General features: G+C 65.1%; 22 protein-coding genes. 3 read left to right on the top strand and 19 right to left on the bottom strand.

Annotated elements, in window-relative coordinates; genetic code table 11:
* Positions 1 to 145: 145 nt before the first annotated feature.
* From MF607_RS18645 to MF607_RS18585, 13 genes are all read right to left on the bottom strand, one after another.
* Positions 146 to 895 carry an HAD-IIB family hydrolase gene (locus tag MF607_RS18645; protein ID WP_042469173.1) on the bottom strand — a complete coding sequence of 250 codons (750 nt, stop codon included), beginning with the start codon at positions 893 to 895 and terminating at the stop codon, positions 146 to 148.
* Complete coding sequence (locus tag MF607_RS18640) at positions 892 to 3,393, bottom strand: heavy metal translocating P-type ATPase (RefSeq protein WP_004212886.1); 2,502 nt, start codon at positions 3,391 to 3,393, stop codon at positions 892 to 894. The genes MF607_RS18645 and MF607_RS18640 overlap by 4 nt, the downstream gene beginning before the upstream one ends.
* Entirely contained in the window at positions 3,390 to 3,998 is a 609-nt protein-coding gene (locus MF607_RS18635) for a cation efflux transmembrane domain-containing protein (protein WP_004212885.1), read from the bottom strand. The genes MF607_RS18640 and MF607_RS18635 overlap by 4 nt, the downstream gene beginning before the upstream one ends.
* Positions 3,995 to 4,681 (bottom strand): ZIP family metal transporter, encoded by a 687-nt coding sequence (locus MF607_RS18630; RefSeq protein WP_004212882.1) that lies wholly within the window; start codon positions 4,679 to 4,681, stop codon positions 3,995 to 3,997. The genes MF607_RS18635 and MF607_RS18630 overlap by 4 nt, the downstream gene beginning before the upstream one ends.
* Positions 4,682 to 4,684: 3 nt before the next feature.
* Positions 4,685 to 5,098, bottom strand: coding sequence for a hypothetical protein (locus MF607_RS18625; protein WP_004212881.1), 414 nt, complete (start codon positions 5,096 to 5,098; stop codon positions 4,685 to 4,687).
* 47 nt (positions 5,099 to 5,145) lie between these two features.
* On the bottom strand, positions 5,146 to 5,523 hold the full coding sequence (locus MF607_RS18620) for a hypothetical protein (RefSeq protein ID WP_004212880.1): 378 nt from the start codon (positions 5,521 to 5,523) through the stop codon (positions 5,146 to 5,148).
* Positions 5,520 to 6,008, bottom strand: a complete 489-nt coding sequence (locus tag MF607_RS18615) for an SRPBCC domain-containing protein (protein ID WP_004212879.1) — start codon at positions 6,006 to 6,008, stop codon at positions 5,520 to 5,522. The genes MF607_RS18620 and MF607_RS18615 overlap by 4 nt, the downstream gene beginning before the upstream one ends.
* Before the next feature lie 53 nt (positions 6,009 to 6,061).
* Positions 6,062 to 9,307 (bottom strand): efflux RND transporter permease subunit, encoded by a 3,246-nt coding sequence (locus MF607_RS18610; protein WP_242121622.1) that lies wholly within the window; start codon positions 9,305 to 9,307, stop codon positions 6,062 to 6,064.
* A gap of 3 nt (positions 9,308 to 9,310) precedes the next feature.
* Positions 9,311 to 10,489, bottom strand: coding sequence for an efflux RND transporter periplasmic adaptor subunit (locus MF607_RS18605; RefSeq protein ID WP_004212877.1), 1,179 nt, complete (start codon positions 10,487 to 10,489; stop codon positions 9,311 to 9,313).
* A complete protein-coding gene (locus tag MF607_RS18600; protein WP_004212875.1) occupies positions 10,489 to 11,766 on the bottom strand; it encodes a TolC family protein in 1,278 nt (425 codons plus the stop codon). Before MF607_RS18600 ends, MF607_RS18605 begins: the two co-directional genes overlap by 1 nt.
* Before the next feature lie 60 nt (positions 11,767 to 11,826).
* On the bottom strand, positions 11,827 to 12,123 hold the full coding sequence (locus MF607_RS18595) for a hypothetical protein (RefSeq protein WP_007406840.1): 297 nt from the start codon (positions 12,121 to 12,123) through the stop codon (positions 11,827 to 11,829).
* A gap of 73 nt (positions 12,124 to 12,196) precedes the next feature.
* Positions 12,197 to 14,164, bottom strand: a complete 1,968-nt coding sequence (locus MF607_RS18590) for a cytochrome c/FTR1 family iron permease (protein WP_020486673.1) — start codon at positions 14,162 to 14,164, stop codon at positions 12,197 to 12,199.
* Positions 14,164 to 14,790 carry a cation efflux transmembrane domain-containing protein gene (locus MF607_RS18585; RefSeq protein ID WP_004212870.1) on the bottom strand — a complete coding sequence of 209 codons (627 nt, stop codon included), beginning with the start codon at positions 14,788 to 14,790 and terminating at the stop codon, positions 14,164 to 14,166. Before MF607_RS18585 ends, MF607_RS18590 begins: the two co-directional genes overlap by 1 nt.
* Before the next feature lie 78 nt (positions 14,791 to 14,868).
* Here MF607_RS18585 and MF607_RS18580 point away from each other — a divergent pair, with 78 nt between their 5' ends.
* Positions 14,869 to 15,285, top strand: a complete 417-nt coding sequence (locus MF607_RS18580; RefSeq protein WP_004212867.1) for a MerR family transcriptional regulator — start codon at positions 14,869 to 14,871, stop codon at positions 15,283 to 15,285.
* On the opposite strand, the gene MF607_RS18575 is transcribed toward MF607_RS18580, so the two are convergent.
* From MF607_RS18575 to MF607_RS18570, 3 genes are all read right to left on the bottom strand, one after another.
* A complete protein-coding gene (locus MF607_RS18575; protein ID WP_081609172.1) occupies positions 15,279 to 16,481 on the bottom strand; it encodes an aspartyl protease family protein in 1,203 nt (400 codons plus the stop codon). The two genes, MF607_RS18580 and MF607_RS18575, sit on opposite strands and share 7 nt — an antisense overlap.
* Before the next feature lie 262 nt (positions 16,482 to 16,743).
* A complete protein-coding gene (locus MF607_RS22810; protein ID WP_081609171.1) occupies positions 16,744 to 16,965 on the bottom strand; it encodes a GDCCVxC domain-containing (seleno)protein in 222 nt (73 codons plus the stop codon).
* Positions 16,965 to 17,381, bottom strand: coding sequence for a mercuric transporter MerT family protein (locus MF607_RS18570; RefSeq protein WP_017980799.1), 417 nt, complete (start codon positions 17,379 to 17,381; stop codon positions 16,965 to 16,967). Before MF607_RS18570 ends, MF607_RS22810 begins: the two co-directional genes overlap by 1 nt.
* 62 nt (positions 17,382 to 17,443) lie before the next feature.
* Between MF607_RS18570 and MF607_RS18565 the strand changes: the two genes are divergently transcribed.
* On the top strand, positions 17,444 to 17,860 hold the full coding sequence (locus MF607_RS18565; protein WP_017980798.1) for a MerR family transcriptional regulator: 417 nt from the start codon (positions 17,444 to 17,446) through the stop codon (positions 17,858 to 17,860).
* 73 nt (positions 17,861 to 17,933) lie between these two features.
* Here MF607_RS18565 and MF607_RS18560 read toward each other — a convergent pair whose 3' ends face one another.
* Positions 17,934 to 19,181 (bottom strand): cytochrome P450, encoded by a 1,248-nt coding sequence (locus tag MF607_RS18560; RefSeq protein WP_017980797.1) that lies wholly within the window; start codon positions 19,179 to 19,181, stop codon positions 17,934 to 17,936.
* 212 nt (positions 19,182 to 19,393) lie between these two features.
* Here MF607_RS18560 and MF607_RS18555 point away from each other — a divergent pair, with 212 nt between their 5' ends.
* The gene (locus tag MF607_RS18555; protein WP_017980796.1) at positions 19,394 to 19,915 is read left to right on the top strand and encodes a DUF6118 family protein; all 522 of its coding nucleotides are present in this window, start codon (positions 19,394 to 19,396) and stop codon (positions 19,913 to 19,915) included.
* Between the two features lie 52 nt (positions 19,916 to 19,967).
* Here MF607_RS18555 and cueR read toward each other — a convergent pair whose 3' ends face one another.
* Both cueR and MF607_RS18545 read right to left on the bottom strand, forming a co-directional pair.
* Positions 19,968 to 20,351, bottom strand: coding sequence for a Cu(I)-responsive transcriptional regulator (gene cueR / locus MF607_RS18550; RefSeq protein ID WP_017980795.1), 384 nt, complete (start codon positions 20,349 to 20,351; stop codon positions 19,968 to 19,970).
* On the bottom strand, positions 20,348 to 22,705 hold the full coding sequence (locus MF607_RS18545) for a heavy metal translocating P-type ATPase (protein WP_371262954.1): 2,358 nt from the start codon (positions 22,703 to 22,705) through the stop codon (positions 20,348 to 20,350). Before MF607_RS18545 ends, cueR begins: the two co-directional genes overlap by 4 nt.
* Positions 22,706 to 22,899: the final 194 nt, after the last annotated feature.

The following is a 22,899-nucleotide window of genomic DNA, read 5'->3' as shown; positions in this document are numbered from 1 at the left end:
TCTCTTAGATTGATCGCTGGAGGCTTTGTTCGCGGAGACGCGCACATTGCCTTCTTTTCGTTTTAGGAAGCGCTGCCCTAAGCGACAGAAGCCAGAGCTTTGACAATGCGGCATTCCGCGATGGAGCCGACCATGTATCTTGATCCTATCGGTGCAGACACGCGATGATGGCGGTCACGACGGCGGTGGTTTCCGCGACGTCGCGCACCCTCACTGTGTCGAGGCCGATTTCAGCAGCGGGATAGTCATTCCCACCGGGGAATATCGCATCCCCAATGAACAGCATCCCGTCGAGCGGGACACCGCTCTCGGCACTCAGGCGCTTCAGGCCATAGCCCTTGTCGATCCCTGCTCTGGTCACGTCGATCGATGTCGTGCCACCGAGATTGATCGAGAGCTCCGGCAGCTTCGCGCGCAACGTGGCCTGCAACGCGGTCCTCTTCTTTCGGTCAGGATCCCACGCTTCCTTTTCCTTCAGCGGCGCTGCCTGCCCCAGGCCCGAAAAGGTGATCTGGCTGCCCCGGTCCTCGATCCGTTCGCCCCAGATACGTTCGTCGGCGAGACCGGCATCGGTCAGCGCCTGATCGAAGGCCATGCGGATCTTCGCCTTCTCCGCGTCGTCGAACAGTTCGGCATAGACCGCGCGCCAAGCGCCATTGATGAACCGATAGAGTTTCGTGCCTGTGGTCGGCATCAACCAGAGACGGTCGAGCGCGACGCCGGCAGGAAGGCGCGAGGCGATCTGCTTTTCGAACTGCGGCCAGTCCCCGCCCGAGATCACCGCCACATCCGTGATGGCGAGCAATCGGGCGAGGATTGCGGCCATATCCTCCGATAACGGCCGCTTGCTCTCGGCAAGCGTGCCGTCGAGGTCGAAGGCGATCAGCCACTTCATGCCGCCTTCCCTGCCGGATCGCGGTAGGCGAGCAGCCTGAGCGCATTGATGACGACGAGCAGCGTCGATCCCTCATGAACCGCCACCGCTGGCCCAATGCCGAGGCCGAGGATGGTAGCAGGCACCAGGAAGGCGACGACACCCAGGCTGACGAAGACGTTCTGCCGGATGATTCCACGGGTATGGCGGCTAAGACCGACTGCGAATGGCAGGTGCGCCAGATCGTCGGCCATCAGCGCCACGTCGGCTGTCTCCAGCGCAACGTCCGACCCCGCCGCGCCCATCGCGATGCCGACCGTGGCGCTTGCCATCGCCGGCGCATCGTTCACGCCGTCGCCCACCATCGCGACCTTGTCTTCGCCGGCGAGCTTCTTGATCGCGGCAACCTTGTCTTCGGGCATGAGGTCGCCCCACGCTTCGTCGATCCCGACTTCGTCGGCGATCGCTTCGGCGACTTTCTGGTGATCGCCGGAGATCATTATCATCCGCGACACGCCCATCTCGTGCAGCCGACGCAACGCGGTCTTGGCAGCTTCGCGAGGCGTGTCCATCAGGCCGATCGCGCCCAGGTCGCGGTCCCCCTTGCGGACCACCATTGTCGTGCGGCCGTTCTCGCGCAGCTTCGCGATTGCGTCCTGCGCGCCCTGCCCCAGCGCCGGAATGCCCTCACTTCCGAACATCTCGGCCTTGCCGATCCACACCGTCTCGCCATCCACGCTCGCGGTGACGCCCCGACCGGTCAGGCTCTTGAGGTCGCCGGCAGTCGGCACGGCACGATCGTTCAGACGTTCGCGGCCGTCCTTGACGATCGCTTGGGCCAGGGGATGGTCGCTCAACGCTTCGACGGCGACAGCCAGCGCCAGCAACTCGCCTTCATCGGCGCCATCGACGGGCACGACATCAGTGATGCGCGGACGACCTTCGGTCAGCGTGCCCGTCTTGTCGAAAGCGATCGCTTTGAGCGACCCGAGGTTTTCGAGCGGTGCACCGCCCTTCACGAGCACGCCGCCCCGCGCTGCACGGGCAACGCCCGACAGGACCGCGCTCGGCGTTGCGATCGCGAGCGCGCACGGGCTTGCCGCCACCAGCACCGCCATCGCGCGATAGAAGCTGTCGCGGAACGGCTCGTCGACGACCACCCATGCGAACAGCAGGAGCACTGACAGGACCAGGACGGCGGGCACGAAGATCCGTTCGAACCGGTCGGTGAAGCGCTGCGTCGGCGACTTCTGCGTCTCCGCTTCGCTCACCATCTTCACGACCTTGGCAAGCGCGCTTTCATTGGAACGGCGTGTCACCTCGATCTCGATCGCGCCGCCGCCGTTGATCGTACCAGCAAAAACCCGGCTTTCCGCGTCGACTGCATCGGGCTTGGCGCGTGCCGCTGCGGCATCTGCGACCGGCACCTTGTCGACCGGGATGCTTTCACCCGTGACCGGGGCCTGGTTGATCGCGCTGGTGCCCTTGATGACGAAGCCGTCGGCAGGCAGGCGCTCGTTCGGGCGGACGATGGCAATGTCCCCGACGACCATCTGCTCGACCGGGATTTCGCTGGTCTGCCCGCCGCGTCGCACGGTCGCGGTTTCGGGCGCGAGCTTCGCCAGCGCCTCGATCGCCTTCTTGGCGCGGCCCATTGCATAATGCTCAAGCGCATGGCCGAGGCTGAACAGGAACAGCAGCAGCGCACCTTCGGCCCATGCGCCCAGCGCAGCGGCGCCGGCCGCAGCGACCAACATCAGCGTGTCGATCTCGAACTTCTTCATCCGGAGGTTGTCGATCGCCTCGCGCAGCGTGAAGAATCCGCCGAAGAAATAGGCTGCGATATAGCAGGCGGTCGGCAGCCATTCGGGCGCGCCAGCGACCAGCCTCTCGATCGCGTAGCCGATCCCCAGCAGCGCGCCACAGGCGAGCGCGAAGATCAGCTCGGTATTGGGGCCGAGAAATTCGGCGTGGCTATGGTCGTGGCCATCGCCGGGGCCGTGCTTCTCTTCGCCCGCGCCGTGGCCCCCGGGGCCGTGGTCGTGGCCGGCATGTTCATCGGCAGCGACCCGCTTGCCCACCCTCACCTTCAGCTTGCGAAGCGCAGCGCGCACCTCCTCTTCGGTGGTTTCGCGGCGATCATATTCGACCCGGACAGACCCGCTGGTGCTGGCGCTTGCCTGGACCACGCCGGGCAAGGCGCACAGCGCATCGCTGACCGTGCGCGCCCGACGTTCGTGGTTGATCCCCGTCACCTGCCAGATCGCATGGCCGTAGCGCTCGGTGATTTCGGCACCTGCGGCGCGCACCATTTCGCGCAACCGTGGCAGCGGCAGCTTGGCGGCATCGAAATGGATGCACAGCGCCGCTGGCGTGTTGCCGTCGAGACAGATCACATGCGCCCGCTCGACACCTTCGCGCTTTGACAGGGTTGATACGAGACGGTCCAGGCAGGCATCGGCCGCGTCAGGAAGGTCCGGCAACAACACTGGAATGTCGAGTTCGAGCTTGTCGTTCATGACGACCTCCTTTCGCTTTTCTTGGTTTCGGCGCGCGCGTCGCGCAGGATTTCGACACCGCCCTTGATGGCGATGATGGCGGTGGCGAAGCCGACCAGCAGGTCCGGCCAATTGGTACCCAACCACAGCACCAGCACGCCGGCGATCAGGATGCCGCCGTTGGAAATGAAGTCGTTGAAGCTGAAGGTGGTTGCGGCCCGGAGATTGACGTCCGGATCCTTGAGGCGCTGGAGCAGCCGCAGGCAGAGGTAATTCACGACGCCGGCGATCGCGGACATGACCATCATGGTAGGTCCGATGGGCTCGCTGCCCTGCACGTAGCGCCGTCCGACATCGATCAAGATGCCGCCCGCGAAGATCAGCAGCATGACGCCCGAAGCGACCGCGGCGCGTGTCTTCCATGTCTGGCCCCGGGTGAGCGCCACAAGGCTCAGCGCATACACAGCCGTATCGGACAGGTTGTCGACGCCGTTGGCGATCAGCGCGCTCGAGTCCGCGAAGAAGCCGGAAACGAAGAAGCCCGCAGCGATCGCCGCGTTCAGCAGCAGGACGATCCACAGTGTGCGGCGCTCCTGCCCGCCATTGTTGTCGTTGCCCGGGATCATCCCATCATCTCCTCAAGTGTCAGCAGGGCCAGGAAGCCGACGAAAAACATCGAGCTGATGAGCGGGGTGTCGGGTTTCTCGTGCGCCTCGACCAGCAACTCCTCCGTGACGAGGTAGAGCAGCGCCATCAGCCCGAAGCTGAGGAAGCCGGCGATCATCACCGGCGACAGCGCGGCGACCGGCACGGCAGCGAGCGCGCCGATCGGCAGCAGCAGGGCCAATGCCGAGACGATCACGATGATGCGCAAGCGCGAGCGATAGGTTTCCGCCAGCTCGTCGGTCAGCGTCAGTCCCAGAAATAACACTTCCAGAGTGAGCGCGATCGTCAGCAGGAGACCTGCCTTCTCGCCCGCCACGAAAGCGAGGCCGAGCACCAGGCCGTCGACCAGAATGTCGATGCCGATCGCGGCGAGTAGCGCCATCGGCCCCTTGAAGCGGGCCTCAAGAGCCTTGAGCCCCAGCATGGTCGCGACGCCCGCCGCCCCGCCGATCAACGTCGCGCTGGGCGATGCCTCATGCTTGACCTGCGGCAGGATTTCGGTCGCTGCCGCCGCGAACACGACGCCGGCAGCGAGATGCTGTAGGCCCGCCACGAGGCCAGGTTTCAACTTGGTGCGGCTCGCGACAATCGCGCCGAGCACGACCGCCAGCACAGGCGCAAGCGTATAGAGCAGTGCCTGCATTTCCTAGGACTCCTCCGGGGTTCGGTGGCAGACGCGGATCTTCCCGCGTCGCGTGAACGCGATCGATCCGCCCGCCACGACAGCCCGCGAATGGTCGCCGCGAAACTCGTCACCGGTTCGCTGCGCGCGCAGGATCTCGGTCCTGCCCTTCGGCAGCCAGGTGACGGCCATTTTCAAGCCGTCATCGATGAAGTCGACATCGGCGCGTGTGCCGTCGTCGCAGTACATGATGCGCTGCGCGATTAGTTTCGACGTCAGATGCTTTTCATGCGCCGGCTCGGTAGGCTGGGTCGGCGCTGGATTACACGCCCCTATAACCGCCCCGGAGACGAGAACGACGCCGAGGCGCGCGATCGCCAGACCGGCCCGATTCAGGCCGCACAAGGTTGTCACATTTGAAATCGACGTGTCAGACATCGGTCTCTTCCGACGAAGCGCCCTGTGGCGTTCGAAGGCAGGGCAGTTCATCGCGTGCCTTCCCGCTCGCAGATCCGGGTACGGCCATCGCCTTCCACGATGGTGAGCTGCGACCCCTTGAAGGTCGCGGTGGCTGTTTCGCCGACATATTGCAGGCCCTGCGCTGGCGCGGTCAGCATCATCGGCGGTCCCCCGTTGGAGCGCCGCAAATCGATCTGCAGGCCGTTGTCCTTGTAATCGACGAACAGCGGTTCCCCGTCGGAACAGCGATATCTATGCCGCCCCATTTCCCCGGTCGCCACGGCGCTGTCGGACGAATGGATCTGCTGCTCCGTTGGCGGGGCTGGCGGCTTTCTTTCCGAGCACGCCGCGAGCCCGACAACGAGGATGACGGCGGGCAGCACCCGCTTACAGTGCATCATCATCGCGCCTTCCTCCTGTAGCGGAAGGGGACGCGCTGACGATTGATAGCCCGGGCAGGCTGACCTACCCGCCAGCGGAGATAGGTTGCGAGGCGATCGTCAGATTCGACCATCAGGGATCGCAGGCGGCGCAACATCATCGCCGCGAACGGCAGGGAGAGCGCCCCGCGCAGCGTGCAGCTATGCGTTAGCCTGGTGCCGCCATCGTCCCCCGCCAGCTCGTACCGCTCTTCGAGCGTGAACAGATAGGGGATGCCGCAGGACCAAGCGAAGGCGTGCGGTTTATCGAATCGATCAATCCGTGCTGGCGTCCGAATTGGCCGGGTGATGCCCTGGATCGCAAAGGTGCATTCTGTGTCGCCGAGCCGGGACGGATCATCGAGAAATACGAGCGGACTCCACGCCCGGCGATGATCCGGATCGGTGAGTGCCGACCAGATGCGCAGTGGCCCGCCGTGAAGCATCGAGCTGGTTATGGTGCGAGGCATATCCCCATCTCCCAGAGATGGGCGGGGCGATCGCGGATCGCCCCGCCCATCCATCAGGCCAAGTTGTTCACGAAGGTCTGACCGTGGTCGTCCCCTTCATGCTCCTCATTGTAGTGCTCGGGTTTCTCGATCACTTTCTGCCCGAACCGGGCATAGAGTGTCGGCAGCACGAACAGCGTAAGAAGCGTCGCCGAGATCAGACCGCCGATGACGACCGTCGCCAAAGGCTTTTGAACCTCTGCGCCGGCGCCTTCGCCCAGCGCCATCGGCACGAAGCCGAGGCTGGCGACTAGCGCGGTCATGATGACGGGTCGCAGACGCTGCATCGCGCCAACATGCGCGGCTTCCTCGCGGCTCATCCCTGATCGGATCAGATCTTGGATCGAGCTGACCATGACGAGGCCGTTGAGGACCGCGATGCCCGAGAGGGCGATGAAGCCCACTGCCGCCGAGATCGAGAAGTCCATGCCCCGCAGGAACAGCAACAGGACGCCGCCCACCAGCGCGAAAGGCACGCCGGTGAACACGATCGCGGCGTCGCGGACCGATCCCAACGCCCCGTAGAGGAGCAGCAGGATCAAGATGAAGCAAGCCGGAATGACCAGCTTCAGCCGTTCGCTTGCCGATTGGAGGTTCTCGAACTGGCCGCCCCATTCGAGATAGGTGCCGGCAGGCAGCCGGAGTTGGCTGCCGATCGCCGCCTGCGCATCCGCCACGACGGATCCGACGTCGCGGCCACGCACGTTGGCTTGCACCACCACGCGCCGCTTGCCGTTCTCGCGGCTGATCTGGTTCGGACCATCGACCACCTTGATCTCGGCGACGCTGGACAGCGGTACATAGCCGCCGCCTGCCACCGGCACCTGCACCTGTTGGAGCAGGCCGATGTCGGCACGCTGCGCCTCCGACAGGCGGATCACCACGGGGAAGCGACGGTCGCCCTCGAAGATCTGGCCCGATGTTCGCCCGCCGATCGTCGCAGTCACGGTGTCCTGCACATCCTGAGCCGTAACGCCCAACCGCGCCATCGCGTCGCGGTTGACGCGAATGTCGAGCATGGGAAGACCGGTCGTCTGCTCCACCTTCACGTCCGCTGCGCCTTGCGTTCTGCGCAGCACCGCCGCGATTTGCTCGGCCGTCCGGTTCATCTGGTTGAAGTCGTCCCCGAACACCTTCACCGCGATGTCGCCGCGCACGCCGGCGATCAGCTCGTTGAAGCGCATCTGGATGGGCTGGGTGATCTCGTAGGCATTTCCCGGAATCTTCGCGAGATTACCCTCGATCCGGCTGACCAGCTCCTCCTTGGGAAGCTCAGGATCCGGCCAATCCTTGCGCGGCTTCAGGATGACGAACATGTCGGTCGCGTTCGGCGGCATCGGGTCGGCCGCCAGCTCGGCGGTGCCCGTCTTGGAATAGACGAATTGCACCTCCGGCTGCTTCGACATCATCCGCTCGATCGGCACCTGCATCGCCTGGCTCTGCTGGACCGACGTTGCCGGAATGCGGAGCGACTGGATCAGCAAATCGCCTTCGTCGAGCTGCGGCAGGAACACCGAGCCGAGCGTAGTGAAAGCAAGCGCCGCCACCACAAGGCTTCCCACACCCGCACCGATCGTCAGCGTCGGGCGCTTCATGGCCCGGTCGAGACCGGGTTCGTAGCGCTTCTTCAGCCACGTGATGATGCGGCCGTCCTTCTCCTCGACCTTCTTCGACAGCCAGATCGCAATCATCGCCGGCACGAAGGTGAGAGAGAGGATGAAGGCGAAGGCGAGCGCGATGATGACGGTCAGCGCCATCGGTCCGAACGTTTTACCCTCCACGCCGGTCAGCGTGAGCAGCGGTACGTAGACGAGGATGATGATTGCCTGCCCGTACACAGAGGGACGGATCATCTCACGCGCAGCGGCTGCCACGGTCGCGAGCCGTTCCTTGACGCTGAGCAATCGGCCTTCATGATGCTGTTGCTCGGCAAGCCGGCGCAGCGCGTTTTCGACAATGATGACGGCGCCGTCGACGATCAGACCGAAGTCCAAAGCCCCAAGGCTCATCAGATTGGCCGAGACCCCAGCGCGCAGCATACCAAAGCCTGTCAGCATCATGGTGATCGGGATGACCAACGCCGCGATCAGGGCCGCACGGAAGTTGCCGAGCAGCAGGAAGAGCACGACGATGACCAGCACCGCGCCTTCGGACAGGTTTCTCGCGACCGTCTTGATCGTCGAATTGACCAGCTCGGTGCGGTTCAGCACCGGCTGAATTACGACGTCAGGAGGCAGCGAAGCGTTGATCGTCTTCAGTTTCTCAGCGACCGCGGTCGACACGATGCGGCTGTTCTCGCCGATCCGCATGATCGCCGTGCCGACGACGACTTCGGTACCGTTCTCCGATGCCGAACCCATGCGGATCGCCTGACCCGTCTTCACAGTCGCAACTTGTTCGACCGTGATCGGCACGCCGTTACGTGTCGCGATCACGGTCCTGGCCAACTCGCTGGCATTGCGAACGAGCGCATCCGAGCGAACAGCCAGACCTTCGCCATTGCGATTGACGAAGCCACCGCCGACGCTGGTGTTATTGCGCTCCAGCGCATTTCCCAGGTCCGTCAGCGTGATGCCGAGCGAGGCCAGCTTCTGCACGTCGGGCACGACGAGGAACTGCTTGGCGTAACCGCCAATCGAGTCGACACCGGCGAGGCCCGGTGTGGTCTTCAGAAGCGGCGTCACGATCCAGTCCTGCGCGGTGCGCAGGTAGGTCGCCTTGTCCTCTTCGGTCGTCAGTCGCTCGCCCTCTGGCGTGATGTAGCTGCCATCGGGCTGTTGGCCCGGTTCACCGGGCTTGTGCTTGTCGTCCTCGCGATGATCGAGACGAACGGTGTACATGTACACCTCGCCCAGGCCTGTCGCGATCGGACCCATTTCAGGGTTCACGCCGTCGGGCAGATTCTCTTGCACGCCCCGCAGACGCTCGCCCACCTGCTGGCGGGCGAAATAGATGTCCGTCGCGTCCGAAAAGACCGCCGTGATCTGCGCGAAGCCGTTGCGGCTCAACGAGCGCGTATATTCCAGGCCGGGGGTGCCGGCGAGCGCGGTTTCGATTGGAAACGACACCTGCTTCTCGACCAGCTCGGGCGAGAGGGCAGGCGCGCGGACGTTGATCTGGACCTGATTGTTGGTGATGTCCGGCACCGCGTCGATCGGTAGCCGGTAGAGGGAAAAGGCGCCGATGGCGGCGACGATGACGGTGAGGAGCAGGACTAGCCAGCGCTTCTCGACCGCCCAGGTTACGATACGGGCGATCATGGCTTAATCCTCGTGGCTCGCTTCGCCCTTGCCGATCTCGGCCTTGAGCGTGAAACTTCCGGTGGTGGCGATCTGTTCGTTGCCGGTCAGGCCCGACCGGACGATCACCGTGTCGCCCGACGCATCGCCGAGCTGGACCGGGGTCGCCTTGAAGCCGGTGGGCGTGCGCACGAACACGACCGACTTGCCCTCGAAACTCTGGACCGCCGTCGTCGGCACGCGGACCGCCCCGCTCCCGCCGCTGCCCGTGAGCTGCACGGCTGCCGTCACAGGCTCGCCGACCCGCCATTCGCCACCGCGATTGTCGAGGGTGGCGAGCGCAGGCACGAGCCGCGTCTGCGGATCAAGCGCCGGCGACACGAAGGTCACGCGGGCGGTCGCCTGACGGCCTGCCGCCTTCACCAGCACCGTATTGCCGGGACGCACCCGGCCCGCATCCTCGGGCTTGAGATTAAGCGCGATCGACACCTGGCTCAGGTTGGCGATGCGATAGAGTTCGGCATCCGCCGCGACCGTTTGTCCCAGCGTCACGGGGCGCGCAATGATCTGGCCCGAGATCGGCGCGGCAATGCCGAGCCGGTTGAGCCCGCCGCCGCCGACACCCGCCGCCGAAACCATGCTCTGCGCCTGCGTCAGGGCGATCCGCGCCTCCGTCGCCGCTGTGCGGGCGGCGATCAGATCCTGTTCAGGGGAGACTCTCTGCGCGAACAGCCGCTGTTCGCGCGCGAGGTTCGAATTAGCGAGCTGAAGCCGCGCCCGCGCCGCCTCGACCTCGCCCTTGATCTGCGCCGCCTCGCGGCTTTCGATGACCGCAATGGTCTGGCCGCGTCCGACCGATTGGCCGAGGTTACGGGTGAGCGCGACCACGCGTCCCGCAATTGCGGCCGAGACGACCTGCGTTCCCTGTGGGTCGCCCTCGATGATCGCGGGCAGCTCGATCGTCCCGGCCCCGCCGATGATCGGCCGTCCGACCTGGACGCCCGCTGTGGCGATCTGGTCGGCACCCAATGTGACGACGCCTTCACCGGCATGACCGCCTTCAGCACCGCCCTTTTCCGTGCCCGCTGCCGTCTCATTGGCAGCTGCGCCTTCGGCAGTTGCCTCGTTTCCGCCATCCTTGCCGCCGCAGGCAGCCAAGAGCAGGGCGAGCGACGCCGCGCCCGCGAGATAAAAGCTCTTCATCACTGATTCCCCCCATTGGGCGCACGAGCGGTCAGTCGCTCCACTTGCGCGCGGGCATTCTGGTAATTGGCAAGCGCGTCGATCGCGGCGACCCGCGTTTCGGCGAGCGTGCGTTCAGCATCGAGCAATTCGAGCTGGCCGAACTTGCCCTCGCGATAGCCGATCCGCGCGATGCGGGCGGCCTCCTGTGCAGCCGCCAGCGCCGGCCCCGACGCCGCACGAGCCGTCGTTGCGGCATTGGCCGCCTGCGCCTGCGCGTCCGTGATCGCCTGTTCGATGTCGAGCGCGGTCACGCGGCGCTGCGCATCCGCCTGGGTCCGCTGCGCGGTCGCCTGCGCAATCGCGGCGCGACCATTGTTGAACACCGGGATCGGGATCGACACGCTGAACACCGCCGCCATGTCGTTGGTCGCTTCCAGGCGGCGGATCGACGGCCCGACGTTCAGGTCAGGCACGCGATTGGCGCGCGCGAGCCGCACGCCGGCTTCGGCAATGGAGAAATCCGCGTTGGCTGCCGCCAGCGCGAGTGTGCCGGTCGTGTTGACCGGTGCCAACGGCCCATAGACGTTCACACCGGGAAGGCGATCGAGCAGCGTGTCATCGAGCAGGCCGTCGATCGGCCGTCCGATCCGACGCGCCAGATTGGCGCGGGCCGCCTCGGCCAAGCGAAGCTGCCGCTCCACATTGGCGTCGGCATTGATACGCGCGACATCCGCGCGCTGTTGCTCGAGTGGCGATGCCCGCCCTGCCTGCACGCGAACGCTCGCGGCCCGCAGCGCATCGCTGGCGATCCGGGCCTGATCGCGGGCTGTCATTACCCGGCGATCGGCCGCGACCGCTTCGACATAGAGCTGCGTTACCTGAAGCCGGACATCCGCCGCGATGATCGCGGCCTGGATCTCGGCCCGGGACAATTGCGCATTGGCGACCGCGACGCGGGCGCCGCGCTTGCCGCCTAGCTCGATCGGGATCGCAAAGCCGACCGTGGTTTCCGCGCTGCGGACCCCCCGATACGGCCCGGAGCCGATGACATTCTCGACTTGGCCTTGAACCACCGGATTGGGCCGCAAGCCGGCGACTGTGCGACCTGCACGGGCCGCGTCGATTCCAGCTGTCGCCGCTTCCGCAGCAGGGGCCGAACCGCCCGCTGCACTGACCGCTTGGTCAAGCGTGTAGACCGGCGCATCCTGCGCAACAGGCGCGGACGGTCCGACCTGCGCCTGCGCCATCGTGGCGCAAGACGCTGCGGCCAGCATGGCCGCGAGGATACGATTCATGAAAATAGGACTCCTGACGATGATCGACAGGGGCGCGCCAACGCACGCCCAAATCGGACGTCAGGCTTGGGGGGGCCTCAAATGGACCATGCCGGTGCGGCCGTCGAGCGACGCAGAGGCGGAGATTGTCGGCTTGGGCACTGTGAGGACGGGGGTATATTCCATCGTCGTGCGCGCAGGCGCGCCGACGTCGTGTCCGTGACAATAATTGTGATGATGCGGGACATTCTTGTCCGAGTCCGATGGCACCTGATCGATGTCACCGGCGGTATGGACCGTGAACTCAACGCCCGCGATGCTTCCCCCCGCCAGATCGGCGGCATGGGCCATGCCGGAGAAGCTGGTCAGGACCAGCATCAGGCATGTCAGGAAAGGCAAAAAGGCTCGCACTAGCTTGCCTCTATCACGGAAGGGTTTTCATGTCATTGCACTAATTCGAACCAAGGGTCACTGAGCCGGAACCCGAGCGGGATCGGTCGCGCCCGTTCCAGGCGAACCCGACCGCAATGGCGACCGCCATCAGGAGTTGCGCCAGCACCGATTGCCAAGTGGGAAACACGCCGAGCATCGACAGCCGTGGCACGTCCGCGAGCGGTGCGATGTTGATAAGGCCGGCTTCCTGGAGCGCGGCGACGCCTTTACCCGCCAGCACGACGGTCAGGACCGCCATGAGCCAGGAGCTATAGCGGAAGAACTGCGCGATCGGCAGCTTGCGACTGTAGCGAAGCATGGCCCAAGCGATCAGGCTGAGCAGTCCAATCGCCGACCCGGCCCCCGCGAGAAGCATCCCGTTGTCACCTTGCGCCGAAAGCGCGGCATAGAACAGGATCGTCTCGAAGACCTCGCGATAAACTACGACGAACGCCAGCCCGAACAGGAACCAGCCCGACCCGCCCGAGAGCGCCCGCGACATCTTCTCGCGAATATAGCGCTGCCACTGATCGGCCTGCGCCTTGCCGTGCATCCAAATCCCGACCGAGAGCAGCACGACCGCGGCGAACAGCGAGCCAAACCCTTCCGTCAGCTCCCGGCTCGCACCGCTGATCCCGATCGCATAGGTGGCGACCGCCCAGGTGATCCCGCCCGCGATGATCGCGCTGACCCAGCCGCCATGCACGTACCGCAGCGCCTCGCCGCGCTCGGCTTTACGCAGGAACGCGATCATGGCGACGACGATGAGCAGGGCTTCGAGCCCTTCACGCAGCAGGATCGTGAACGCGCCCAGGAACGTGGACGCCTCGGTGGCGGCATCGGGCGCGAGCGCCGCTTCTGCATCATCGAAAAAGCCGCCCAGCACCGTGACCTTCTCCGCGAGATCATCGGGCGATGCGCCCCGGTCGATCGCGGCGCGGAACTCCCCCATGGCGCCCTCGATTCGGCCCATCAGCGTCGCGTCGCGCGCGGTGAGCGTTGGTTCGATCGGCTCGAACCCATCGAGATAGGCTGACAGCGCCAGCTCTTTTGCCATCCGCGCATCGCCACGCCGGGCAGCGGCCACGCTTTCGGCGAGTTTGGCGCGGGCGACCGCGAGCGAGCCGGGAGCCTGTTGCATCACCTGTTCAGGGTGGCGACGCAGGAACGCGAGCACGGCGTCAGCCTTGGCGTCGCCGATCGCCGCGCCGAGCGCGGCCGGGGTGAGTGCGACCAGGGTTTTCAGGTCCGGGATGCGACGGCGAAGGGTCGGATCGGATTTCCACAGCCGCTCGCCTTCGCGCGCCTGCGCGTCCGTGAAGGCGAAGCTCCCGGCTCGGAATGCTACCGCCCAGCGCTGATCGTTCGGCAGATCGGCGAAGCTCTGCATCGCCGTCCCGTCGATGCCCTGCGTCACCACCTGATAGAGCGCGAAGACGCTGCGCTGGCGCGCACGTTCGGCATCGGTAAAGGCGATCGGGGGTGTCGCGAGCTTGGCGGCGTCGGGGCCACGGCCGTTGCCCGTCATGCCGTGACAGGACGCGCAGGATTGTTGGAACAGGGCATGGCCGGAGACGAGGTTCGGAGCCTTATCGGGCGCGAGCGGCACCGGGTAGGCGCGCAGCAGATCGGCCGCGAGCCCGTGCGCCAGTGTTGCCACCTGTTCAGTCGATCCCTTTTCCGCGATTACCGCTTGGAGGTTGGCGGCCCGCTGAATGAGGGCTTGGCGCTCCGGCTTCGCCGGCAGGCCTTGAAGCCGTGTCGAGACCGACGCGGCAAACTCATTCATTTCGGCGTATTCCGACGCGCTCTTGATCCGACCGTTCGCGACCGCGCCTCCATAATCGACGGCCATATAGTCGAGCAGCCGCCATGCGGTTTGCACGTCGCCGGGTTCGGCGAATGCCGCAGCAGGGATCAGCAGCGCAGCGAGCGCGGCGAGCAGCCGCAGCGAGAGCATTGCCCGGATCAAGGTGAGCAGACGCACTACCGCTCTCCCAGTTCGCGCCGAGCGCCAGTGACGATTTCATAAGCGGAGTGGAGGAACAGGAGGGCGATGAGGCCGGCGACGGCGAGGTCCGGCCAGGCGCTTCCTGTCCACGCCACCAGACCGGCCGCGGCGATCACCGCGACATTGGCGAGCGCGTCGTTGCGGCTGAACAGCCAGATCGCGCGAACATTGGCGTCCCCTTCCCGGAAACGCGCAAGCACCAAGGCGGACACGACATTGATCGCGAGCGCGACAACGCCGATTGTGCCCATCAGTTCGGCATCCGGCGCGGTTGCGTTCAGGGCGCGCCAAATCGCGAAACCGATTACGCCCACGCCAAGCGCACCGAGAAACAACCCCTGCGTCAGCGCGACCTTTGCCCTCGCCCGTGCGGACCAGGCAAGCGCGAGAAGACCGATAAGGCTGATCGACCCGTCCCCGAGAAAATCGAGGGAATCCGCTTTCAGCGCTTGGCTATCGGCGATGAACCCGCCGAACAGCTCGGCGACTCCGAAGCCGAGGTTGAGCACCACGACGGTCAGCAGCGCACGGCGATAGGCCGGATCGGTTTGCGCGCGCGCGGGCTCCCCGTGGCACCCGCAGCTTTCGGTAGAAGCATTCATGCGGCCTTCCTTACCACCTCCAGTCGCTGTAGAAGCAAGCGAAATGTGCGACACGTTCGCATTAGCAAGGATGGCATGATGAAGCCGGTGATGATTGGGCAGCTCGCCAGCGAGACGTCGACAAAAGTGACGACGATCCGGTTTTATGAGTCGATCGGGTTGCTGCGCTCCGCCCCGCGCACGGCGTCGGGCCGTAGAACCTATGATGCCAGCGACATCGAGCGTTTGCACTTCATCCGCAACGGTCGCCGGCTCGGCTTTTCGGTCGACGAAATACGATCGTTGATGGGGCTGGCGCAGAACCCGGACCAGGATTGTGGTGCCGCCTCAGCTATCGCTGCTCAGCACCTCAAGGATGTTGAGGAGAGGCTGGCGCAACTCGCGGTGTTGCGGGATGAGTTGGCAATGCTCAGCCAGAGCTGCACCAAGGCGCGCATGGCCGATTGTCGGATCATGAAGGCGATCGGCAAAGGCCACCCTCAAGCCGATCAGTAATAGTCGGCTAGCCTGAGGTCGCGCACATCACCCGAGGCTATCGTCAGCTTTACGAGGGTGCCAGCAGGCCGGGAGCGCACTTGCCAGAGCTCCCCACGCGTATAGTTCGCATCGATCGAATGGCCGTTCACCGCCACGATCCGGTCGCCAACCGCCCAGCCAGCCTTTTCCGCGGGACTGTTCGCCGCCACATGAACGACGGTGAGCGCCGTTGGTGAGGCTGCGAGGCCAAGGCCGCTACGGTCCTTCAGCATCGGCAGGCGACGACGAGGACCGAGTGGCCGGAGCCACACGAATCCGGCGGTCACGTCGAACACCACGTCGAATTGAGCGATCAGCGGTAGGCCGACATTGCCAACCGTGCTGGTGGAGAGCCAAGCTCTCATCCCGAGTGTGGGGACGTTCGAGACGCCAAGCCCTTCAATGTTGATGTTCTGGGTTGTGAAAGCATCGTTGACCCGCACGCCATCGACGCCGCCGATCGCCGCGGTCGAGACGAGCTTCCCGTTCAACAGCCCTTGATCGCGGGCATAGGCCGACGAGAGCATCAGCGCGGCCGAGCTGCCAAGATCGATCATCAAGGGCACGGGAGACAGGCCCTCGACGGAGGCCCGGATGAACAGCTCCTGCTTGGCACCGCGTCCGAGCGCGACAGCGCGCCAGTCGGGGCCGGCGAGAAACGTGCCTGACTTGACGACCGCCATACGCCTGTTCGCGAAATCGAGCGCGATGCAGCTGCCCGTGAACATATCGGCACCGAGGAGAACGTCGATCGGTCGTCCGAAGGCCGCCGACACTGAACTCAGATCACCAACAACGGCAAAGGGTAAGCGACGGGTTTCGCGGGCGAGCTGTACGTCGATGTCGCGGACCAGCAGCACCGGGGCCTTGGCGCTCAGCCCGCTAATCATGCGCCGCTCACCATTGTTCAAGCCGAGCTTCGTCGCGAGCGCCGTGCTCATGATCGACGCGCCGCTGCCACTGTCGAGCACCGCCCGCGCCGGCACTCCGCGCACTTGTGCCGAAACAAGGAGGGTATCACCCGTGCCGACTTCCAGCGGCTCCCATTCGAGGTGAGCCGCGCCGAAGTTCCACGAGGCCGCAGACCGGGAAGTCTGTCGCGCGAGCGTTGGAGAACCGAGCACCAAGCCGGTTCCACAGGCCACCAGCCGCGCCACTAATGAGCGTCGAGACATACCGATTGCTTCAACACGGGCCGTCAAAAAGCCACCTCCAGCCCCCCGTCCGCAGGAGAGCAAATTGCGGTTACATGCTCTAGCAACTGGAGGAGCAAGGGTTTTTGAAGCGCCCGAAATGCTATCCTGTTCAAATGCCCTCTCGAAAATGAGCAGTTGAGGCAGGTCAGGAACCGGTCGAATAAGACCGAAGTAGGCAATTTCGCTTGCGCGACCTTGGCGAGCAGGACCCCAGTTCACGAAGAAACGTGAAGCTATCGCCTCACCCGCAGCAGCCCGCCACAGTCCCGTTTGCTTTCGCTTCCTGGATCGGAGGGCATGGGACATCGCCAAATGAGCAGAACACGCAGCAGTCGCCAGCCAGGGGCCGCAGCACCACCGCGCAATGCCGGCAATCATAGAAGAATTGGCAGGCGTTGGTGGGCATCCTTTCGGTGGCCACCCCGCCGCATTTGGGACAGGTCAGGGTTGAGGTGAGCTGCATCAGGAAAGCGCGTTCATCAGCGGCGCTTCTAGGAGGTCCCAGGCGAACGCGATAAGCGTCAGAACCGTTCCGATCGCGAGCAGGATAGGTGTCGCGCGCGAGGGCAGCGGCATTGTGCAGGACCGGTCCCCAGCACAGGACCTCCGCCGCTGCGCGTAGGCCCACCACCCAGCAGCCAAGCCGATGAGGGAGGTCGCCGTTAGCGGCCACCGTAGTGGTATCAGCGCGGCGAAGTTGCTGGACAGGCCCGCCCCCAGGCCGAGCGCCGCGAGTGCGAGGGGCAGGACGCAGCATGACGCCGCAGCTAGAACAGCGGCTAAGCTCGCAAGCGCGCCGAGGGCGGATAGCCCCGTGTCGGCGCGACGTCGTGACGTTGGTGCGCCTAGGGGTTCACGCGGGATGGTCTCTTGGTTCATCTATCGCCTCTAGCGGGTTAGCCCGTTATGCATCCTGTAGTGACTACAGGAGCAAGCAATATATGCGCGTTGAGGAAAGCATCACGATCGGCGAGCTGTCTCGCCGGACTGGCGTGAATATCGAGACGATCCGGTACTTCGAGCGCGTTGGTGTTCTCGCAACGCCACCCCGCACAAGCGGCGGGCGGCGGGTATATGGGACCGGTCACGTCCGCGCACTTGGGTTCGTCCGTCGCGCGCGCGAACTCGGCTTCTCCCCGGCCGAGGTGCGCGCGATCCTGTCTCTTGGCGGTTCTGCGCAGGCGTCATGCAGTGAGGTCCGCGAGATCGCGGCTCACCATCTAGAGCGTGTGCGCGCTAAGATGGAGGATCTGGCGCAACTAGAAAGCCTGCTGGCTGCGACCATCGACCGTTGCGAAGGCGACGGGGCGGCGAGGTGCGCCGTGATCGACTTGCTGAACCAACATTCGACTGCGTAGATGTCGCATCGCACCCCGTACTCGCGCAAACGGTCGATAACGGAGCCGATCACCATCACCACGGCACGCGGCCCTAGCCACCTATGTGGACGTTGCGCATCACGAAGCCGCTTTTCGGAAGCGCTGGCAGCCTGGCGAAATCGATGCTCAGGTCTTGGTCCGGTACGTCATAGCGCATCGCGTTGACGAGGAGGTGTGCCGCCACCTTCATGATCGCGAGGACGATCCATTCGCCGGGACAGCGATGGCCGAGATAGTGATCGCCGCCGCCCTGCGGAATGAAGTTGAAGGAGTCTTCGTCCCAAGCCCTGAAACGCTCAGGGCGAAACTCCTGGGGGTCGGCCCAGGTCGCTGCGTCGTGATTGCTCCCATAAAGGTCTAGCACCACTTGACGCCCTTCCGGAAAGGCCATCCCCTCCCACTCGAAATCTTGGCTCGCGCGCGCCACCACAGCGGGAAAGAAGGGATAGAATCGGCGGACCTCTTGGACGAAGAGCTCGGCATAGTCCGGCTGCTGAACCAAGGCCGCCCTGATCCCTGAACAGGTTTGCAGCGCGTGGGCGACGAAGGTGATGTACACTGCGATCGCGACGGTCGGGCGAAGGACATTTACCAGTTCGACCGCTGCGACGTGCGGCGAAAGAAGATCGTCGTGCCGGTCGCGATGCCAGGCTATCGCGTAAGCCGCGGTCCCCGAGCCCGAGCCGATGCTCCCGGCCCGAATGCCTTCAATGATCCGCTTCGCCCATGCGTCGACGCGACGACGGGCCAGCCGTGACCAAAGATGCCTTGGGCTCGCCGAGCCGGCGGCGTCGAACAGCGCCCGCAGCTCGCCCGCGCGGTTGCCGGCTTCATCGTCCGGAAGAGGAACTCCCGCCCAAGCGCATACCGCTCGCGTCAGCGGCTCATGCAACTCGTCATAGAAGACGATCTCTCCTTTGCGCGTCCAGCCCGGCACCGCCCTGCGCCACTCGGCCTCGAACAATTGCGCCAGCGCCCGCACGCGCTCTGGTGTCATCAGGCCCATGAACATCTGCTTGCGGTGCCGATGGGTCTCGCCGTCCAGACCCTGAACGCCGCCTTGGCCCAGCAGTGTCTTCTGAATAGCGACCGGCATGGCACCTTCGCGCTCGAAGCGGGTCGTATCGTAGAAGATTTCGGCGGCCTTGGCCCCCTTAAGGCAGTTGGTCTTTTTCAGCAGGAAACGGGATTCAAAAGCGTTTGCGCCTAGGCGCTGGCACTGCCTGGAGATGAACCGATAGGGATCGGCGAGGAGAGAAAGGGTTTCGTCCGGGCCTTTCGTGTGTGGTGTCTTAGGCATGACCGGTCCGGTGATTGTTGGGTCTCCTTTGATTAACTCGGAGGAATATCACGGGTTGCAGGCTCACGACAGGTGACGAACGAGGACGATCAGGGCGGAGCAGGCGCGGCCGAGGCGTTCGAGGCCATGCGCGGCGAGCTGGCGCTGCGCCGTGGAGGGCTTGGCGGCCGAGCGCGGCGATCGACATACCCGACCATACCGAGACGCTTGGCGTGCTCCAGCAGAACGTGAACACGGCAGGCGAGAACGTCGCGCGCATCGGCCAATTCCTGAAAGCGGCCCCGGCGCTGGCGATGACGCCGGAGCAGATGGCGCAGCGCATCGCCGCGGCGGGCAGCGCCGCCCGGCGCGAGGATCAGGCGGCGCTCGCCAAGGCGGGCGAGGACAAGGCCCGCATCATGGCCGATCTTCGCGCCATCGCCGGGTCCGCATGGACACGCGCCGACCAGAAGAATCGGCAGCTATGGTTTGCCCTGGGTGGGGTGGCGGCCGGCATCCTCGCATGGGCGATCGTGCCGGGCCTGGTCGCGCGCGAGATCGCACCGGCGAGCTGGCAATGGCCCGAGCGCATGGCGGCGCGGACGCTCGACTTGCCCCGCTGGGAAGCCGGGCAGCGTATGATCCAGAGCGCCAGTCCCACCGCGTTCCGCGCCATCGTCGGGGCCGACAGGATCGTGACGGCCAACCGCGCGGCGATCGAGGGGTGCGGCAAAGCCGCAGCGCGAAACGCGTGAAACGGTGCGACGCACGATCACGCTCAAGTGGAGTAAAAGTTAGCCGCGCAAGTTATTCAGCCAAGCGTTCGATGATCGGACAATCAGGCCGATCATCGCCATGACAGGCTTGGGCGAGCCCGGTAAGCGAGCGGCGCATGGCGTCCAAGACGCGGACCTTGCGGCCCAGTTCGGCAGCGCGGGCTTCCGCCAGCGTCTTCACTTCCGCGCTCGACCGATCGCGATCCGACCACAGCCCCAGCAGCGTGCGGATTTCCTCGATCGGGAACCCCAGGTCGCGCGCGTTGGCGATAAATCGCAGCCGATGAACGTCAGCGTCGGCGTAGTCCCGGTAGTTCCCGCGCCGTGGCGGCGCGGGCACCAAACCAATCTTTTCATAGTGGCGGATCATGCGTTGGGAGACGCCGCTGGCGTCCGACGCCGCTCCGATGTTCACAGCTTTACCGCGTTGAGCCGCAGTGCGTTCAGGACCACGGTGAAGGACGAGAGCGCCATCGCTGCACCGGCCAGCATCGGCGACAGCAGGATACCGGCAACCGGGTAAAGCACGCCGGCCGCAACCGGCACGCCGATTCCGTTGAACAAGAACGAGAAGAACAGGTTTTGGCGGATATTTCGCATCGTCGCGCGAGCGAGCTTGCGGGCGCGCACGATCGCCGAGAGATCGCCGCGCGTGAGCGTCATGCCGGCGCTTTCGATCGCCACGTCTGTTCCCGTTCCCATCGCCAAGCCGACATCCGCGGCGGCGAGCGCCGGGGCGTCGTTGATCCCATCGCCCGCCATTGCGACCCTTGCGCCGCTCGCTTTCAGCTCGCCGATGATACGCGCCTTGTCTTCCGGCAGCAGATCGGCGCGCACGTCATCAAGACCGCCCACGGCGCGCGCGACAGCATCGGCCGTCCCACGATTGTCGCCGGTGAGCATGACGACCCGCAGGCCCTCCTTGCGAAGCGCGGCAATAGCGTCGCGCGCCGATGCGCGCACCGGATCGGCGACTGCGAGCAGACCGGCGAGCGCCCCGTCGATCGCGACGAGGATGATGCCCGCGCCTTCGCCACGGTGACGATCGGCCGCGGCGTCGACCGGCTTGAGATCAGCGCCGATCCGGCTCATTTGCACCGCATTGCCAATCACGACCGAGCGGCCGCCCACCGTGGCGCTGACACCCAGCCCGGTTTGCGAGGCAAAGTCCGCGACTGTGCCGAGCTGCAATCCTCGTTCTTTGGCGGCAACGACGATTGCGTGCGCGAGCGGATGTTCGGATTGGCCTTCGACGGCCGCGGCAAGCGCGAGCATGTCGTTCTCTCCGACCGCGCTGACCGTCTCGACCGCGATCAGCTTGGGCTTGCCTTCCGTGAGCGTACCCGTCTTGTCGATGACAAGGGTATCGACCTTTTCCAGCCCCTGTAAGGCTTCCGCGTTCTTCACCAGCACGCCGGCCTGAGCGCCGCGTCCCGTGCCGACCATGATCGACATGGGCGTGGCGAGCCCGAGCGCGCACGGGCAGGCGATCACCAGCACTGCGATGGCGTTAAGCAGGGCATGGCCCATGCGCGGCTCAGGGCCGACCAGCGACCAAGTGATGAAGGTCGCAATCGAGATCAGCACGACGAGCGGCACGAACCATCCTGAAACCCGATCGGCGACCGCCTGTATCGGGGCGCGGCTTCGCTGCGCTTCCGCGACCATGCGGACGATACGCGCGAGCATCGTGTCCGAACCAACCGCGCGGGCTTCCATCACCAGGCTGCCCGTCCCGTTGACGGTGCCCCCGGTAACGATCGCCTCGACTTCCTTGAGGACCGGCGCGGGTTCGCCGGTGAGCATGGCTTCGTCGACCGACGAACGACCCTCGACCACGACGCCATCGACCGGGATGGCTTCACCGGGGCGGACCCGCAGCCGGTCACCGGTTGCCACGTCGGCAAGCCCGACTTCTTCTTCAGAACCGTCAGGCTGCAAGCGTCGCGCCGTCTTGGGGGCGAGATCCATGAGAGCGCGGATCGCGCGCCCTGTCGCCGCCCTAGCGCGCAGTTCGAGCACTTGCCCGAGCAGCACCAGTGTCACCACGACGCCGGCCGCCTCGTAATAGACGGGAACCATGCTCCCATGCGTGCGGAAGGTCGCTGGGAAGATGCCCGGCGCGAGCGTCGCGACCACGCTATAGAGGAAGGCGGCACCTACGCCGATCGCGATCAGTGTGAACATATTGAGATGGCGGGTACGAAGCGATGTCCACCCCCGCTCGAAAAACGGCCAGCCCGCCCACAGCACGATCGGCGCGGTGAGTGCGAGCTGGACCCAAGGCGAGGCCGCAGGGCTAACCACATGCAGGCCTAACATTTCCGCGAACATCGAGACGACGAGCAGCGGGATCGTGAGCGCGCCCGCCACCCACAGTCGGCGCGTGAAGTCGACCAGCTCAGGGTTGGGAGTATCGTCGAGCGACGGTTCTTCGGGTTCGAGCGCCATGCCGCAGATTGGGCAAGTTCCCGGCCCTTCCTGGCGAATTTGCGGGTGCATCGGGCACGTCCACATCGCCCCCGGCGTCGCCATCGGCTCCGGTTTCGGCTTATCGCTCAGATAGGCGTCAGGATTGGCGACAAACTTGCTCCGGCACCCTGCGCTACAGAAATGATAGGCATGACCAGCGTGCTCGGCATGGTGTGTCGTTTTTGCGGGATCGACCGTCATGCCGCACACCGCGTCGATCACTGCTGCTGCGGCATCGTTGTCCTTACTGCCCGAGCAGCAGCCGCCCGCTTCGGTGTGATGATGTTCGTGCTCGATCTTTGCGGGAGCGGCCGAGCCGCCCCCGCAACAGGATGAGGGCGTGGAGACCGATTCAGGCGCAGGCTTCGAACAGCCGCAACCCCCGGCTTGGGAATGGGAATGAGGGTCGTTCATGGCAAGACTCCTTCGACCCGAGAGCATGTAGGGTATGACACCGTGTTAGGGTCAAGGCCCTGTCGGCACCGCTGGCG

The sequence above is a fragment of the Sphingomonas lacusdianchii genome (assembly GCF_022664395.1).
Lineage (GTDB): Bacteria > Pseudomonadota > Alphaproteobacteria > Sphingomonadales > Sphingomonadaceae > Sphingomonas > Sphingomonas lacusdianchii.
Note: the sequence above shows the minus strand (reverse complement) of the source record. Positions and strands in the feature narration are given on the sequence as shown.